Annotated in this window: 13 protein-coding genes; 12 read left to right on the top strand and 1 reads right to left on the bottom strand. The window is 71.9% G+C overall.

Annotated features, from left to right (window positions below; genetic code table 11):
* Positions 1 to 4: 4 nt before the first annotated feature.
* From ACFFRH_RS10395 to ACFFRH_RS10420, 6 genes are all read left to right on the top strand, one after another.
* Positions 5 to 892, top strand: coding sequence for a RimK family alpha-L-glutamate ligase (locus tag ACFFRH_RS10395; RefSeq protein WP_386155897.1), 888 nt, complete (start codon positions 5 to 7; stop codon positions 890 to 892).
* Positions 889 to 1,914: an N-acetyl-gamma-glutamyl-phosphate reductase gene (gene argC / locus ACFFRH_RS10400; protein WP_386155899.1), complete on the top strand. Its 1,026-nt coding sequence runs from the start codon at positions 889 to 891 to the stop codon at positions 1,912 to 1,914. Before ACFFRH_RS10395 ends, argC begins: the two co-directional genes overlap by 4 nt.
* Positions 1,915 to 1,998: 84 nt before the next feature.
* On the top strand, positions 1,999 to 2,865 hold the full coding sequence (locus ACFFRH_RS10405) for a transketolase (protein ID WP_344745367.1): 867 nt from the start codon (positions 1,999 to 2,001) through the stop codon (positions 2,863 to 2,865).
* Positions 2,862 to 3,824, top strand: a complete 963-nt coding sequence (locus ACFFRH_RS10410) for a transketolase family protein (RefSeq protein WP_344745366.1) — start codon at positions 2,862 to 2,864, stop codon at positions 3,822 to 3,824. The genes ACFFRH_RS10405 and ACFFRH_RS10410 overlap by 4 nt, the downstream gene beginning before the upstream one ends.
* A complete protein-coding gene (locus ACFFRH_RS10415; protein WP_344745365.1) occupies positions 3,821 to 5,446 on the top strand; it encodes an AMP-binding protein in 1,626 nt (541 codons plus the stop codon). The genes ACFFRH_RS10410 and ACFFRH_RS10415 overlap by 4 nt, the downstream gene beginning before the upstream one ends.
* Positions 5,447 to 5,459: 13 nt before the next feature.
* A complete protein-coding gene (locus tag ACFFRH_RS10420; RefSeq protein ID WP_344745364.1) occupies positions 5,460 to 6,605 on the top strand; it encodes an acyl-CoA dehydrogenase family protein in 1,146 nt (381 codons plus the stop codon).
* A 385-nt stretch (positions 6,606 to 6,990) separates the two neighbouring features.
* Here the strand turns inward: ACFFRH_RS10420 and ACFFRH_RS10425 are convergent, their stop codons facing one another.
* On the bottom strand, positions 6,991 to 7,569 hold the full coding sequence (locus tag ACFFRH_RS10425; RefSeq protein ID WP_386155903.1) for a CGNR zinc finger domain-containing protein: 579 nt from the start codon (positions 7,567 to 7,569) through the stop codon (positions 6,991 to 6,993).
* Positions 7,570 to 7,804: 235 nt separating this feature from the next.
* Here ACFFRH_RS10425 and ACFFRH_RS10430 point away from each other — a divergent pair, with 235 nt between their 5' ends.
* The 6 genes from ACFFRH_RS10430 (at position 7,805) to ACFFRH_RS10455 (ending at position 15,324) form a co-directional block, all read left to right on the top strand.
* Positions 7,805 to 9,385: an aldehyde dehydrogenase family protein gene (locus tag ACFFRH_RS10430; protein ID WP_344745362.1), complete on the top strand. Its 1,581-nt coding sequence runs from the start codon at positions 7,805 to 7,807 to the stop codon at positions 9,383 to 9,385.
* A 5-nt stretch (positions 9,386 to 9,390) separates the two neighbouring features.
* Positions 9,391 to 9,948 (top strand): type II toxin-antitoxin system RatA family toxin, encoded by a 558-nt coding sequence (locus ACFFRH_RS10435; protein WP_344745361.1) that lies wholly within the window; start codon positions 9,391 to 9,393, stop codon positions 9,946 to 9,948.
* The gene (locus tag ACFFRH_RS10440) at positions 9,935 to 10,957 is read left to right on the top strand and encodes a ketoacyl-ACP synthase III family protein (RefSeq protein ID WP_344745360.1); all 1,023 of its coding nucleotides are present in this window, start codon (positions 9,935 to 9,937) and stop codon (positions 10,955 to 10,957) included. The genes ACFFRH_RS10435 and ACFFRH_RS10440 overlap by 14 nt, the downstream gene beginning before the upstream one ends.
* Positions 10,958 to 10,992: 35 nt before the next feature.
* Entirely contained in the window at positions 10,993 to 12,156 is a 1,164-nt protein-coding gene (locus ACFFRH_RS10445; protein WP_344745359.1) for a 3-deoxy-7-phosphoheptulonate synthase, read from the top strand.
* Between the two features lie 37 nt (positions 12,157 to 12,193).
* Positions 12,194 to 14,641: a non-ribosomal peptide synthetase gene (locus ACFFRH_RS10450; RefSeq protein ID WP_344745357.1), complete on the top strand. Its 2,448-nt coding sequence runs from the start codon at positions 12,194 to 12,196 to the stop codon at positions 14,639 to 14,641.
* A 350-nt stretch (positions 14,642 to 14,991) separates the two neighbouring features.
* Positions 14,992 to 15,324 (top strand): hypothetical protein, encoded by a 333-nt coding sequence (locus tag ACFFRH_RS10455; RefSeq protein WP_344745356.1) that lies wholly within the window; start codon positions 14,992 to 14,994, stop codon positions 15,322 to 15,324.
* The last annotated feature ends 4 nt before the right edge of the window (positions 15,325 to 15,328 follow it).

Genomic DNA, 15,328 nt, shown 5'->3' on the forward strand with positions numbered 1-15,328 from the left:
TGCCATGGATTCCGTAGCACCTCACCTCGCCGTCCTCGCGTCACGGGTGCGGTTCGAGGAGAAGAGCATCATGGGCGCCCTCGAACGACGCGGCGCCGGGTTCGAGCACCTTGACCCCAGGTCGCTGTTCGTCGCGGACGGCTCGGCCTGGACCGGCCCCGCCCTCGTCCTCAATCGCGAGGTCGGGCACTTCCGCGCGCTCTACGCGGCGAGTGCCCTGGAGTCGGCGGGGGTGACGGTGCTGAACAGCGCCGCCGCCACGCATCTCAGCGGCGACAAGTGGCACACGTCGGCGGCCCTGCTGGAACGCGGGCTGCCGACGCCCAGGACCGCGCTCGCGATGACGACCGAAGCGGCGCTGGAGGCCCTGGACGACATCGGCTATCCGGCCGTGATCAAACCGCTGGTCGGCTCCTGGGGCCGGCTGGTGACCAGGGTCACGGACCGCGCCGTGGCGACGGCCGTGCTCGAACACGTCGCCGCCCTCCCCTCCCCGCAGTCGCACGTGATCTACCTGCAGGAGCAGGTGCCCAAGGCCGACCGGGACCTCCGCGTGCTCGTCGTGGGCGGCGAGGCGCTCGGCGCGACCTACCGCCGGGGCGAGGAGTGGCGCACCAACGTGGCGCGGGGCGCCGTGAGCGAGTACTGCCCGCTCGGCCCCGTCCACGCCAAGCTCGCCGTCGCCGCCGCGGAGGCGGTCGGCGCCGACATCGCGGGCGTCGACCTCATCGAGGACGTCGACGGGCACCTGACCGTGCTCGAAGTCAACGACCGGGTGGAGTTCAGGGGCTTCCAGGAGGCCCACGGTTCCAGGGTCGACGTGGCGGACGCCATCGCGGCCCATCTCGTCGCGAGAGCCGTCGCGAGAACCGCCGCGAGAGGAGAGACATGACACGCGTCGCGGTCGTCGGGGCCGCCGGCTACATCGGCGGCGAGCTCCTGCGCATCCTGACCACCCATCCGGAGGTCGAGCTGGCCGCCGCCACCTCGCGGCGCCTGCGGGGCCGCCAGATCGACGGGGTCCACCCGAACCTGAGGGGAAGGACCCGGCTGGCCTTCTGCGCGGAGGACCGGCTCGACCACTACGACGTGCTGTTCCTGGCGACACCTCATCGGGAGACGATGCGCCGGATGCCGGAGTTCCTCGGCAGGGCCGACACGATCATCGACCTGTCCGGCGACTTCCGGCTGCGGTGCGCCGACACCTACGAGGACTACTACGGGGTGCCGCACGAGGCCACCGCGCTTCTCGGCACCTTCGTGCCCGGCGTGCCGGAGTTCCACCGGGAGCGCCTGCGCACGGCCGACCGGGTCAGCGTGCCCGGCTGCATGGCGAACGCCGGGATCCTGGCGCTCACCCCGCTCGCCGAGGCCGGGCTGATCAGGGACGAGATAACGGTCGACGCCAGGACCGGCTCCAGCGGCGCCGGCGCGACCGCGGGCTCAGAGAACCTGCACGCCGAACGCAGTGGCGCGCTCAGGGTCTTCGCCCCGACGCGGCACCGGCACGAGGCGGAGATCTCCCAGGCGACCGGGCTCCCCGTCCGCATGACGGCGACGGGGGTGGAGGCCGTACGAGGGGTGCAGCTGCTGTGCAGGGCACGCCTCGCCGACGGCGCCGGCGAGCGGGACATCCGCTCGGCCTACCGGGAGCGGTACGCCGACGAGCCGTTCGTCCGCGTGGTCGCCCAGCGGCGCGGCCTGCACCGGTTCCCGGACGCGAAGATCCTGTCCGGTTCCAACTTCTGCGACGTCGGCTTCGCCCTGGACCCGGAGTCGGACGGCGTGACGGTGATCGCGGCCCTGGACAACCTGGTCAAGGGCGGTGCCGGCAACGCGGTGCAGTGCATGAACATCCGGCTCGGCCTGCCCGAGTCCCTCGGGCTCGACTTCCCCGGCCTGCACCCGAACTGACCGGGGTCTCGACTTCACCGGCCCGCACCCGAACCGACCGGGGTGAGGCCCGCACCCGAACCGACCCAGGCGAAAGGAGCCGACATGAGCAGCACCTCCACCCTGCCGGGTGCGACCCCGGCGGGCGAGACGGCCGATCCGGCCGCGGTGACCGGCCGGATCAGGGAACACATCGTGAACATGTGCGCGAGTCCCGAGGGCGGGCACCTGGGGGGCTCCATGTCCCTCGTCGAGGTCCTCGCCACCCTGTACTTCCAGATCATGCGCGTCGACCCCCGGGACCCCGGCTCGCCCGACCGCGACATACTGCTGCTGAGCAAGGGACACGCGGGCATCGCCCTCTACGCGACCCTCTGCGAGGCCGGTTTCTTCCCCGAGGAGCGGCTCGCCGACTACGCGCTGCCGGGCAGCTCCTTCATGGCCCACCCCCACGCCGAGATTCCCGGCGTGGAGATGCCGTCCGGCTCCCTCGGCCACGGCCTGGCGCTGGGCGTCGGGGTCGCGCTCGCGGCCAGGCTCGGCCGCTCCGAGCGCCGGTGCTTCGTGGTCATGGGCGACGGCGAGCTCCAGGAGGGCTCGGTCTGGGAGGCCGCGAGCGTGGCCGCGAACCACGGGCTGGACAACCTGACCGCGGTGATCGACCGCAACCGCCTCCAGATCACCGGCGAGACGGAGTCCGTCGGCGACCTGGAGCCGCTCGCCGACCGCTGGCGGGCCTTCGGCTGGCAGGTCCACGAGGTGGACGGCCACGACGTCACCGCGCTGACCGCGGCGTTCACCGCGCCGCCGGAGCCGGGACGGCCCACCCTGATCATCGCCCACACCGTCAAGGGCAAGGGGCTGCCCTTCATCGAGGGGCAGGCGCGCAGCCACTACGCCAAGCTGGGCGACCGGCAGCACCGCCGCGCGCTCTCCGCCCTGCGCGCCACCTCGGAAGGAGAGCGGCGATGACCGCGACCACGGTGAAGACGCGCTCGTCCCGTGAGGTCTACCGGGACGTGCTCGTGGAACTCATGCCGCGGGACGAGCGGTTGATCTGCCTGGACAGCGACACCGGCCTGTTCAGCGGGGTCGACTTCGGCACGGCGGGCGACAGGTACGTCAACCTGGGCATCGCCGAGCACACCCTCATGGGCGCCGCCGCCGGGCTCGCCAAGGAGGGACTCGTGCCCGTCGTGAACACGATGGCGGCGTTCGCCTCGACCCGGGCCCTGGAGGCCGTCAAGGTCGACATCGCGCTCAACAACCTGCCCGTCCGCATCGCCGCGACCCACTCCGGGGTGTCGGGCGGCCATCTCGGCCCCACCCACCACTCGCTGGAGGACCTGGCCGTGATGCGGAACCTGCCGAACATGACCGTCGTGGTCCCGGCCGACGCGGCCACCACCGACGAATTGTTCCGCCAGGCCCTCACCCTGCCGGGCCCCGTCTACTTCCGGCTCGGCCGCAACGCCACCCCCGACCTTCCCGGCGGACCGCCCGTACGGCTCGGGCAGGCGCGCACCCTGCGGGAGGGCGGCGACGTCACGCTCGCCGCCTGCGGCCCGTACCCGGTGCTCGCCGCCCTCGACGCCGCGGACCTGCTGGAGCGCGACGGCATCGCGGCGTCCGTGATCCACGTGCACACGGTCAAGCCGCTGGACACCGACACGCTCGCCGCCGCGGCGGGCACGACCGGCGTCGTGGTCACCGTGGAGGAGCACTGGCGCGCCGGGGGCTTCGGAGCCGCCGTCGCCGAGAGCCTCTCCGAGATCCTGCCGGTCAGGGTGCACCGGGTGGCGATGCCCGACGCGTTCGTACCGGTGTCCGGCGGCCAGAGATATCTCCTGGAGCGGGGTGGCATCACCCCCCAGGCCGTCGCCGCGCGGGCCAGGACGGCCCTCGGCAGACCGAGGAGGGACCCCCGATGAACGACGACTTCAGGTCCGCCGGCTGGTGGCGCGACGAGACCGTCCTCGACGACCTCCGGCGTTCCGCCGCCAGCCACCCGGACAAGCCGGCGCTCGTCTGCTACCGCGGCGGCGTCCCCGAGACGGTGACCTACGCCGAGCTCGCCCACCGCGTCGACCGCCTCGCGGCGAGCCTGGTGCGGCTGGGCGTGGGCCGCGGCGACGTGGTGACCCTGCAGCTGCCCAACTCCTGGCAGCTCGTCGCGTCGATCCTCGCGTGCGCGCGGATCGGCGCCGTGGCGGGCCCGGTCGTGCCGATCATGCGCAGGCGCGAGGTCGAGTTCATGACCCGGCTCACCGCCAGCCCCGTGTACATCGCGGCGGCCGAGTTCCGCGGCTTCTCGTACGCGGAGATGAGCGCCGAGGTCGCCCGCGCCGTCCCCGGCCTGCGCCACCGGGTGCTGCTCGGCGGTGCGGACCACGGCGGTACGGACGGCGCGCTCGACTTCGACCGCGACCTCCTCGGCCCCGAGCCCTCCCCCGAGGAGATCGAGGCCCTCGACGCGCTCGAGGCCGGACCCGACGATCCCGCCCAGGTCGTGTTCACCTCCGGCACGACCGGTGAGCCGAAGGGCGTCGTGCACAGCCACAACACCCTGTACGCGATGAACAGGGCGCAGGCCGACGTGCTTCACCTGACCATCAGGGAAGTGACGGCGATGGGTTCCCCCACGACCCACCAGGCCGGCTACACCTGGAACTTCGTCATGCCGCTCATCCTCGGCGCGACGGCCGTTCAGGTGGACGCGTGGGACCCGGACGTGATGCTGCGGATCCTGGAGGAGCGGGAGGTCACGTTCTTCATGGGCGCGCCCACGTTCCTCTCCGACCTCATCGAGGCGCAGCGCGCCTCGCCGAGGGACCTGTCCTCGCTGGTGACGTTCGCCACCGGCAGCGCGCCGATCGCACCGCTCCTCGTGGAGGACGCGCGGGAGGTCCTCGGCTGCCGGGTGTACGCCCTGTGGGGCATGAGCGAGAACGGCTGCGTGACGATCACCCGCCCCGAGGACCCGGCGATGCGCGCGGCCGAGAGCGACGGCACCCCCGTACCGGGGATGGAGGTGAGGATCGTCGGCCGCGAGGGCGAGCCGGTGGCCGCGGGGCAGCCCGGCCTGCTCCAGGTCCGCGGCGCCGCCCAGTGTCTGGGCTACTTCCGCCGCCCCGAGGTGTACGCGGAGTCGCTGACCGAGGACGGCTGGTTCGACACCGGCGACCTGGCCAGGGAGGACGGCTACGGCGGCATCCGGATCACCGGCCGGGTCAAGGACGTCATCATGCGGGGCGCCGAGAACATCCCCGTCGTGGAGGTGGAGGCGGCCCTGCTGCGGCACCGCGCCGTCAAGGACGTGGCGGTCGTCGGCTACCCGGACCCGCGCCTGGGCGAGCGCGCCTGCGCGATCCTCGTCGCGGCGGACTCCTCGGCGGACCCGCCGCTCACCCTCGACGACATGCGCGGCCACCTCGCGGGCCTCGGCATGGCCAAGCAGTACTGGCCGGAACGGCTGGAGATCGTGCCGTCGCTGCCGAGGACACCCTCCGGAAAGATCCAGAAATTCGCCCTGCGCGACCGGCTCCGGGCTTAGGACAGGACAGGTCATGAACTTCGAATTCACCGGTGAACAGCAGGAACTCGCCAAGAGGGTGCGGGAGTTCGCGGCCGACAGGGTGGCCCCGTACCGCCACGAGAGCGATGTGCGGCGCGGCTACCGTGCCGGGCTCCTCGCCGAGATGGGCGAGGAGGGACTGTTCTCGCTGCGGGTCCCCGAGGAGTACGGGGGACGCGGGCTCGACGCGGTGAGCGCGGGCATCGCCCTGGAGGAGCTGGCGGCGGCCGACCTGTCGGTCTGCTACCCCGTGCTCAACGCCGCCCTCATCGGCGGTGTCCTGGCCGCGAACGGCACGCCGGGACAGCTCGCGGGCTGGCTGCCGCCGATCGCCACCGGCGAGTCGATCGTCGCGCTCTGCCTCACCGAGCCCGGCCACGGCACCGACGCCGCGAGCATCGAGATGCGCGCCGAACCCGACGGCGACGGGTGGGTGCTGAACGGCGAGAAGACCTCCATCATGATCGCCGCCTACGCCACGCACGGCCTGGTCTTCGCGCGCACCGGGGAGGCGGGGGCGCACGGCATCACCGCCTTCTACGTCCGGCTCGACGAGGCCAGGGTGACCCGCGAGGTCCTCTCCGACCTCGGCTGCCGGTCCGGCGGGCGCGGCAGGCTCGTCTTCGACGACGTCCGCGTCGGCCCCCGGGACGTGGTCGGGGAGCCGGGACTCGGCTTCGCCGCGGTCATGCGCGGGTTCGGCGTCTCGCGGGCGCTCATCTCGCTGATGGCGCTCGGGGTCGGCAGGGCCGCCCTCGACGAGGCCGTCGCCCACGCGGGCGCCAGGGAGGCGTTCGGCGGGCCCATCGGCAGGTTCCAGGGAGTCGCCTTCCCCCTGGTCGAGCACGCGACCATGCTCCACGCGGCCCGGCTGGTGTCGTACGAGGCGCTGTGGCGCGCCGACAACGGCATGGACCCGCGGGTCCCCTCCAACATGGCCAAGTGGTGGGCGCCGAAGGCGGCGATGGAGGCCGTGCACCAGTCCCTGCTCACCATGGGCCACCTCGGCTGGTCGGAGGACGGGCCGGTCGCGCAACGACTCAGGGACGTCGTCGGGCTCCAGCTCGCGGACGGCACCGCGGCGGCCACCAAGCTCGTCGTCGCGAGGAAGCTCCTCGGCCGGGAGAACGCGCCGTGATCGTCGGCGACGCGCTCCTCGGTCCTCGGTGCCTCGGTGCCTCGGTGCCTCGGTGCCTCGGTGCCTCGGTGCCTCGGTGAGTGATTCTCAGTGAGCGGTCCTCGGTGAGTGGTTCTCGGTGACGTGACGATGTGACCGGTGACGTGAGCCGGGGGGAGACGGTTACCGTCTCCCCCCGGCTCATCTTGTCCTCCCGGCCCCCGGGCCCCGGTCCCAGCCGGTCCTCCCGGCCTCACCCGGTCCTCCCTGACCGACCCGACCGCGCTGTGCCGACCATATTGCCGACTATGTTGCCGACCACGTTGTGCCGACCGCGTCGCGCGCCCGCTTCGGCCGGCGCACCCGAGCCCGCCCGGCTCACCCGATCGCACCGATCGTGCCCGGCTCACCCGGCCGCGCTGTGCGCCCGCTTCGCCTGGCGGTAGGCGCGCATCTTGGCGCGCGTCCCGCACACCGACATCGAACACCACCTGCTGCCCCGGTTTCGCGACCGGTCGTAGAAGATCCACTCACATCGGTGCTCGCCGCACGCCTTGAGGCGCTGCCAGGAACCGTCGGCGACGGCACCGGCGACGGCCGCCAGCACCCTGGCCAGGGCCCCGCGCACGTCGGTCAGCGCGGGCTGGAGGCCGAGACTCCCGGCCTCCCCGCCGAATCCCACGACGAGCGGGCAGGCGCGTGCGACGTGCTCGACCGTACGGCGGGCCTGGAGGTCGGCGGGCCCGCCGTTGTTCTCCCGCAGGAGCGCGCGGAGCGCCTCCCGCAGGGTCACGGCGTCGCGGCGATCCAGCTCGTCCGGCCGCACCCGCGGGCCACCGAGGCCGTTGCGTTCCAGCCAGGTGGCGAGGCCCTCCGCGGTGGCGAAGTAGTCAGGGCCGAACTCCACATTGACGCTGTTGACGAATGCCTGCACCAGCGCGAGCGGACCCGGCGCCACGGCTCTGTCTCCCGGTTGTCGCTTCACCCGGACAATGTTACTACCGAAGCGACTTCGTCGGTAGTGCGGCAACGGTGATTAAACGGCACCCCGGCAGGGCTCCCGCCGCACCCGTACCCGACCACGTACCCTACGGTCCGCGTTCGCATCCCGAGAAGAAGCTCTTATCGCACCCCCGTTGCCCCACCCTTGTTACCGGCTTAGCGTAATTGCTGGTAACAGAAAAACCGGCAGAGAAATCCGGAGCACGAAGGGAAGCGACGTGACCACCAGGGTCTATCCCGCCTACATCGGCGGCAAGGACATCACCGGCGACAGCGGGAAGTACGTCCACACGGTCACCACTCGTGCCGTCCTGGAGGACACCTTCCCCAGCCTGAGGCTCAAGCGCGACCTCGACCTGGGCGTCGTCGACATCGAATCGGCCGGGGACGTCGTCGCGGGAGCGTGTGCCGTCGCCGACGAGGAGATGGTGGAGCTGGCCCTCGAATCGGCGGCCCGGGCCGCCCCCGAATGGGCCCGCTTCCCGCTCGCCACCCGGATGGAGATCGGGTACCGCATCGCGGAACGCCTCGCCGAGCACCGCGACGAGCTGGTCGAGATCCTCGTCGCCGAAGGACAGCCCCGCTCCCTCGCCGAGGGCATGGTCGACGGGATCCCCCTCACCGGCTGGAGCCGGGAGACGCTCGGGTGGTGCGCCGCGCAGATGCGCTTCGACCGGCACGACGGCGAGCGCGAGATGATCCTGCGGCGCGTCCCCGACGGGGTCGTCTGCGTCAACCCCCCGCAGAACGCCGCGGTCGCCAACGCCCTGTTCGGCATCACCGCCCTGCTGGCCGGCAACGCCGTGGTGGTGCGGGCGCCGCGCGGGATCCCGCTCGCGGTCATGTACACGATGCGGGAGATCGTGGCGCCGGTGCTCGAAGAGGCGGGCGCGCCCCCCGGCACGCTCAACGCGCTCTGCGGGCCGCCCATGCTCGACGCCTGGCTGGCCAGCGAGCACGTCGACGACATCGTCTACATCGGCGGCAGCAAGAAGGGCCTGGCCCTGGAGCGCGACTGCGTCGCGGCCGGCAAGAAGCCCATCCTGGAGCTCGCGGGCAACGACTGCTTCGTGGTCTGGCGCGACGCGGACCTGGACGTCGCGGTGGAGAGCCTCACCCAGTTCTTCACGCAGTCGGGCCAGATCTGCAACGTGCCCAACCAGGTGATCGCCCACCCCGCGATCGCCGACGAGCTCCTCGAACGGCTGACCGTGGCCGTGCAGAAGATCCAGCCCGGATACCCCGAGGAGCGCGGCGTCGTGCTCACCCCGGTCCTGATGGTCGACGCGTTCCACGCCTGCGTCGCCCAGGCGCTCGGGCAGGGCGCGACGCTCGTCCACGGCGGCCGCCGCCTGGAGGTGGACGGCTCCCCGTCGGAGACCGGGTTCTTCCTGGAGCCGACGATCCTGCGGGTCGACGGGCTCCGCGACTCCAGGTCGCTGTGGGTGGTGCGCGACGAGACGTTCTTCCCCCTCCTGCCGGTCATCGTCCCCGAGGCCGGCGCCACGGACGACGACCTGCTGGAGCGGGTCATCGCGTTCGTGAACGGCAACGCGTACGGCCTGCGCGACTCCTTCTGGGCCGGCGACCCCTCGGTGATCGACCGGTTCGCGGAGGGGGCCACCGGCGGCGGCCAGCTCAAGATCAACGACTCGCACGCCGGCTTCCTGCCGTTCCTGCCCACCCACGGCGGGACCGGCCTGACCGGCGGCGCCTTCGGGGAGGCGAACTATCTCATGCTGCGCGCCTCGCACCTGCAGGGCGTCAGCATCGTCCGCCCGGCGACCGATACGGAGTGAACGACATGACATCTCGTACTTTCAAGGCCACGGTGTGGTGCTCGGCCGAGGACCTGATCGAGCAGCTCGGCGACGACCGGGCGTTCCCGGCGTGCGCCCCGGACATCCTCTCCGTCGAGGACATCGGCGGCGGGCTCCGCCAGTGGGTCCTCGCCTTCCGCGGCGGCACGGCCGAGTGGGTCCAGCACAGCCGCGACCTGGTCGGCGCGCAGCCCTACCGGATCGAGTTCGAGCAGGTCACCGGCGACTTCCACGACTTCAGGGGCTCCTGGACGACCGAGGACCTCGCCGAGGGCTGCGAGGTCACCTACCAGGTGGACTACTCCACGAGCGTCCCGCACCTGGCGGGCGCGATCGACACGGCCATCGGACGGGTGCTGCTGCGAAGCGTCCGGCGGATCCTCGACGGGATCTGCGGGCCGATCCACGTCACCGCGGGCGGTGAGTACCTGTGGGACGTCCCCGAGGCCACCGGCGTCCACGGCGTCCCCGGCAGCTCCGACGTCCCCGGCAGCTCCGGCATTTCCGGCACGGAAAGGACACTCAGCGATGCGATTCGATGACATCTGGATCTCCGGCACGGGCGGCACGCTCGGCGACCTGGTGCCGATAGGCCGGGCCGTCGAGGACGGCTCGTACTCGGCCGAGGTCGCGGAGAGCACCGGGATGGTCTCCGTCTCCCAGTCCGCCGACGCTCCCCCGGAGATGGCCGTGACCGCGGGACGGCAGGCGCTCAAGGAGGCCGCCGCCCTCGGGACGGAGATCGGCCCCGACACGCTCTACCTGCACAGCCACAGCCACTTCCAGGGCATCGACATGTGGCCCGCGGCCTGCTGGATCGGCGGGGAGCTGCTGGGCACCCGGATGGCCGGGATGCCGATGACCGTCTCGGCGGCGTCGAACGGCTCCCTGGCCTGCCTGGAGATCGCGGCGAGCATGCTGTCGGGACGCCCCGAGCTCCCCGCCGCCCTCATCACGGTCGCGGACCGGTTCGCCCCGCCCACCGACCGCTGGTACCTCTCCCCCGGCATGGTCTTCGGTGACGGTGCCGCGTCGGCGGTGGTCACCCGAGGCGGCGGCCGGCTGCGGCTGCTGTCCTGCGTCTCGGAGACCGACACGGCCCTCGAAGGTCTCTCGCGCGGCGACGAGCCGTTCCGTACGGCCCCCGAGCCGCGGCCCGACATGCGGCGCAGGACCCGGGAGTTCCTGGCCGGCGGCGAGCTGTCGCTGCGCGACGTCCGCGCCAGGTCGGCGGCCGGGACCGCCGATGTCGTCTCCCGGGCGCTGTCCGACGCCGGCCTGTCCATGGACGGGATCGACTGGCTCGTCACGCCGTTCGTCGGACGGGCCCTGTTCAAGGAGAGCTTCGTACGGCCCCTGGACGACATCCCCGGCAACACCCTGGCCGAGCTCGGGCTGACGATCGGCCATCTCGGCCCCGCCGACCAGCTCTACGGCCTGGACCACCTGTTGAAGGAGGACCTTCTGGAGCCGGGGGCCCGGGTGCTCCTCATCGGCACCGGCATGGGATTCACATTCTCCGCGGCCGTTCTCGAGGCGCGCGACGCCTGACCACTCCACAGGACTCCACAGGAAGGAACCCCGTCATGACCGTCACCCAGAGTCCCGACGCGTCTCCCACTCCCTCCCTCGACTCCCGCGTCACCCCCGTCGAGCCGCTCCTCGCGCCCGCCGCGCTGCGGGAGGAGATCCCGATGTCGCCCACCGCCGGGGAGACCGTGCTCAACGGCCGGTACGAGATCGCCCAGGTGCTGAACGGCCAGAACGACCGGCTCGTCGTGGTCGCCGGTCCGTGCTCCATCCACGACCCCTGCGCCGCCCTGACCTACGCCGAGCGGCTGTCCGACCTCGCGCGGCGGGTGTCCGGCTCGCTCGTGGTCGTCATGCGGGTCTACATGGAGAAACCGAGGACCCGCCTCGGCTGGAAGGGGCTCATCAGCGATCCCCACCTCGACGGCTCGAACGACCTCAACAGCGGGCTGCGCGTGGCGAGAAGCCTGATGGTGGACATCCTGGAGACCGGCCTGCCGATCGGCTGCGAGTTCCTCGACCCGCTGACCCCCCGCTACTTCTCCGACGCCGTGTCCTGGGGATCGATCGGTGCCCGCACCGTCCAGAGCCAGGTGCACCGGCAGCTCACCAGCGGGCTCAGCATGCCCGTCGGCATCAAGAACGCGACGAGCGGCCACGTGGAGGACGCGGTCGACGCCATCGTCGCGGCCTCCAAGGGGCACGTGTTCCCGGGCATCGACGACGACGGCGTCGCCTCGATCGTCTCCACCAGCGGGAACCCCGAGTGCCACGTCGTCCTGCGCGGCGGCAGCACGGCCCCGAACTACGGCCCCTCCGACGTGGCGAACGCCCTCGAACTGCTGGGGAGCGCGGGACTGCCGCAGCGCCTCTTCATCGACGCCAGCCACGGCAACAGCGGCAAGGACCACGAGCGGCAGCCCCACGTCGCCGCGGACATCGCGCGGCGGATCGCCGGCGGAGAGATCGGCATCGCCGGGATCATGCTGGAGAGCTTCCTCGCCGCCGGCCGGCAGGACCTGGTCCTGGGAAGGACGGAGCGCCTCGCGTACGGGCAGAGCGTGACCGACGCCTGCGTGGACTGGGAGCAGACCACCCGGATGATCGAGGAGCTCGCCGAGGCCGTCGAGGCCGGGCGTTCCCTCCGGCGGGCCGGTGCCGAGGACACCCCCCTGCTGGCCGAGGCCGCTCTCCCCGCCACGCTGCCGGCCCTCGCCTGAGCCCCCGTCCCACGCTATTTCGAGAGGAACGATTCTCATGGAAACGACCAACTCGTCGCTTCCCCTCGCCCGTCCCGCCGGTGACGACCGGACCGGAGCACCGCACCGGCACTCCGTTTCCGTACCCGAGAAGGCCGTCCAGCACCGGGAGACGTTCGCGGTGGCGGCCCTGGCCGGCCTGCTCCACCGCTACACGGGGGAGACCGACCTGCTGATCGGACGGCGGGCGGGGCAGGGGGCGGCCGAGACCGTCCGGCTGCGGGTGTCGGGGGACACGACCGCCGCGGACCTGCTGGCCGGGATCGCCGCCACACGGGCCGAGCCGTCCACCGGCGAGACCTGTCACGCCGTCGTCTCCACGGGAGACGTCCCGGGCGTCCCCGGCACCCCTGTCGTCCCTGGCATCTCCGCGGGAGACGTCCCCGCGAGTGCCGCCCCCGCTGACGGCGTCTCCGCAAGCGGTGTCTCCGCGAACGGCGGGGAGCCGGGGCCGCGTGCCGCGCTGACCGTGCTCACCCGGGACGAGGGCGACTTCGAGCTCGTGATGTCCCGGGCGGAGTTCGACGCGGACGCCGCCGCGCAGTACGCGCTGCACCTGGGGCGGGTCCTCGACGCCCTCGCGGCCGACCGGTCCGTCGCGCTGCGGGACATTCCCCTGCTCACCGAGGAGGAGTCGAGGCGCATCCTGGTCGACTGGAACCAGACCGACGAGCCCGTACCCGACCTCTTCTTCCACGAGGTCGTCGCGGACATCGCGCGCCGGACGCCCGACGTGGTCGCGGTGGCCTGGCCCGGTGGCCGGATGACCTTCCGCGAGCTCGACGACCAGGCCAACCGGCTCGCCCACCGGCTCGCCTCGACAGGGGTCCGCCCCCGCGACCGGGTCGGGGTCTGCTTCCCGCGCGGCGCCGAGAGCCTGATCGCGCAGCTCGCCTGCTTCAAGACGGGGGCGGCGGCGATCCTGCTCGACCCCGAGTTCCCCGACGACCGCGTCCGCTTCATGATCGAGGACGCCTCGGCCGTGGTGGTGCTCACCACGAAGGCCCACGAGCCCAAGGTGTCCGGGATCTGCCCGGTGCTCTCGCTCGACGACGCGGACTGGCGCGACGAGCCCGCCACCCCGGTCGGCGAGCGGGTGGAGGCCGGGGACCTCATCCACATCTGCTACACGTCCGGCTCCACGGGGGTGCCCAAGGCCGTCATGGTGCCGCACGGCGCGGCCCGCAACCTCATCTACAGCATGCGGGTGATCTGCGGCATCACCGAGAAGTCCCGCGGGACGTGGCTGGCGGCGCCCGGCTACGGCATGGTGGAGGTCGAGTGCTTCTCGGTCCTGGCCGCGGGCGCCACGGTCCACATCCCCGAGCCGTCGGTCGTGACGTCGCCCGAGTGGCTGCGCGACTGGCTCGTCTCGGAGCGGATCACCCACACCCTGCTCATGAAGGCCATGGCCGAGCGGCTGTGGACGCTCCACTGGCCCGCCGAGACCGAGCTGGTCAACATCAGGATCTGCGGCGAGCGCGTGCAGTCGTGGCCCTCCGCCGACCTGCCCTTCCACGTGTTCAACCTGTACGGCTCCGCGGAGGCGACGGTGGTGGCCACGTGCGACATCACCCAGCTCGGCGTGGACCTCGGCGAGGAGGGGCGCGCCCACCGCCTGCCGCCGATCGGCCGGCCCACGCCCAACGTCAAGGCGTACGTGCTCGGCGAGAACCTCGAAGTCCTCCCGCCGGGAGTCGTCGGCGAGATCTTCGTGGCCGGTGAGAGTCTGTCGGAGGGATACCTGGGCCGGCCCGAGGCCACCGCGGAGAAGTGGCTCGCCAACCCGATGGACCCGGTCCGTCACCCGGTGCTGTACCGGACGGGCGACGTGGCGCGCTACTGGACCGACGGGAGCATCGAGATCGTCGGCCGTACCGACAACCAGATCAAGGTCCGCGGCAACCGGGTGCACCTCGGCGAGATCGAGGCCGTCCTGGCCGACCAGCCGGGCGTCGGCCAGGCGGCGGTCCTGGCCAAGAAGGACGGCCAGGGAGACGTCCAGCTGGTGGCCTACATCGAGCCGGGCCCCGGCCCCGTCCCCGAGGTGCGGGACGTCCGGGCGGCGCTGCGGCAGACGCTTCCCTCGTTCATGGTGCCGGCGGCGTACGTCATCGGCGGTCTCCCGACGACGACGAACGGCAAGATCGACCGGACCGCGCTCCCCGAGCCGCCCCGGTCCCGCCCGGAGGTCGGCAGCCCCTACCAGGAGCCGCGCGACGACGTCGAGCGGTCCCTCCAGCGGATCTGGGCGAAGACGCTGGAACTCGAGGGCATCGGCATCCTCGACAACTTCTTCGAGCTGGGCGGGGACTCCCTGCGCGCGGCCCGCCTGACCGAGCGGATCCGCGAGGTCTTCGACGTCGACGTCGACATCGACGACCTGTTCGACGACGCCAGCATCGAGCGGATGGCCCACACCGTCGCGGAGGCGAGAAGGAGCTGACCGCCGATTCTTGTGAAACGAGTCCGACGAAAAGGATCGGCCCCGGTTTACACCGGGGCCGATCCTTTTCGTCGGGTTCCGTCACTTTGCCCGCCCGTTTTCCGGCGCCCGCGCATTGGCCCGCGCATTGGCCCTCGTATTCACCTTTCCAGTCGTCGCTGTTTTTTGTTCGCATCCCGAGAAGAATGTCTTATCGCCAGCTCGTTGTCCCGCGCTGACCAGGGATCTACCGTAAAAGAAGGCAACCACAAGAATGGCCGTTCACCCGGAGGCGGAATCCGTGGAATTCGCGGAGACGACGTCACCGGCGACGACGGAACAAAGAATCGAACGCCGGAGGTGTCAAGCGTATGCAGGCCGCGGTCGTCTGGTGGGATCTGCGCGATTCGGACCAGACCGTCGAATCGCTCCGCGCGTTCCTGCGCGACGAGGCGGTGGACCGGTTCGCCACGATTCCCGGGCTGCGCCTGAAGTTCTGGATCTCCGACCGGAGGAGCGACCGCTGGGGCGCCGTGTTGCTCTGGGAGTCGGCGGAGGCCGCGGCGGTCCCGCTGCCGGCCAGGGCCGCCGAACTGATCGGATTCCCGCCCGTCCAGCGCTCCGTCTTCGAGGTGGAGGCCACCACCGAGGGCATCTTCGACATCGCCGAACTGGCGGGCCGTGGCCTGGCCCTGGAGGGATGACGAG

The sequence above is a fragment of the Streptosporangium vulgare genome, from assembly GCF_042428775.1.
Taxonomy (GTDB): Bacteria; Actinomycetota; Actinomycetes; order Streptosporangiales; family Streptosporangiaceae; genus Streptosporangium; species Streptosporangium vulgare.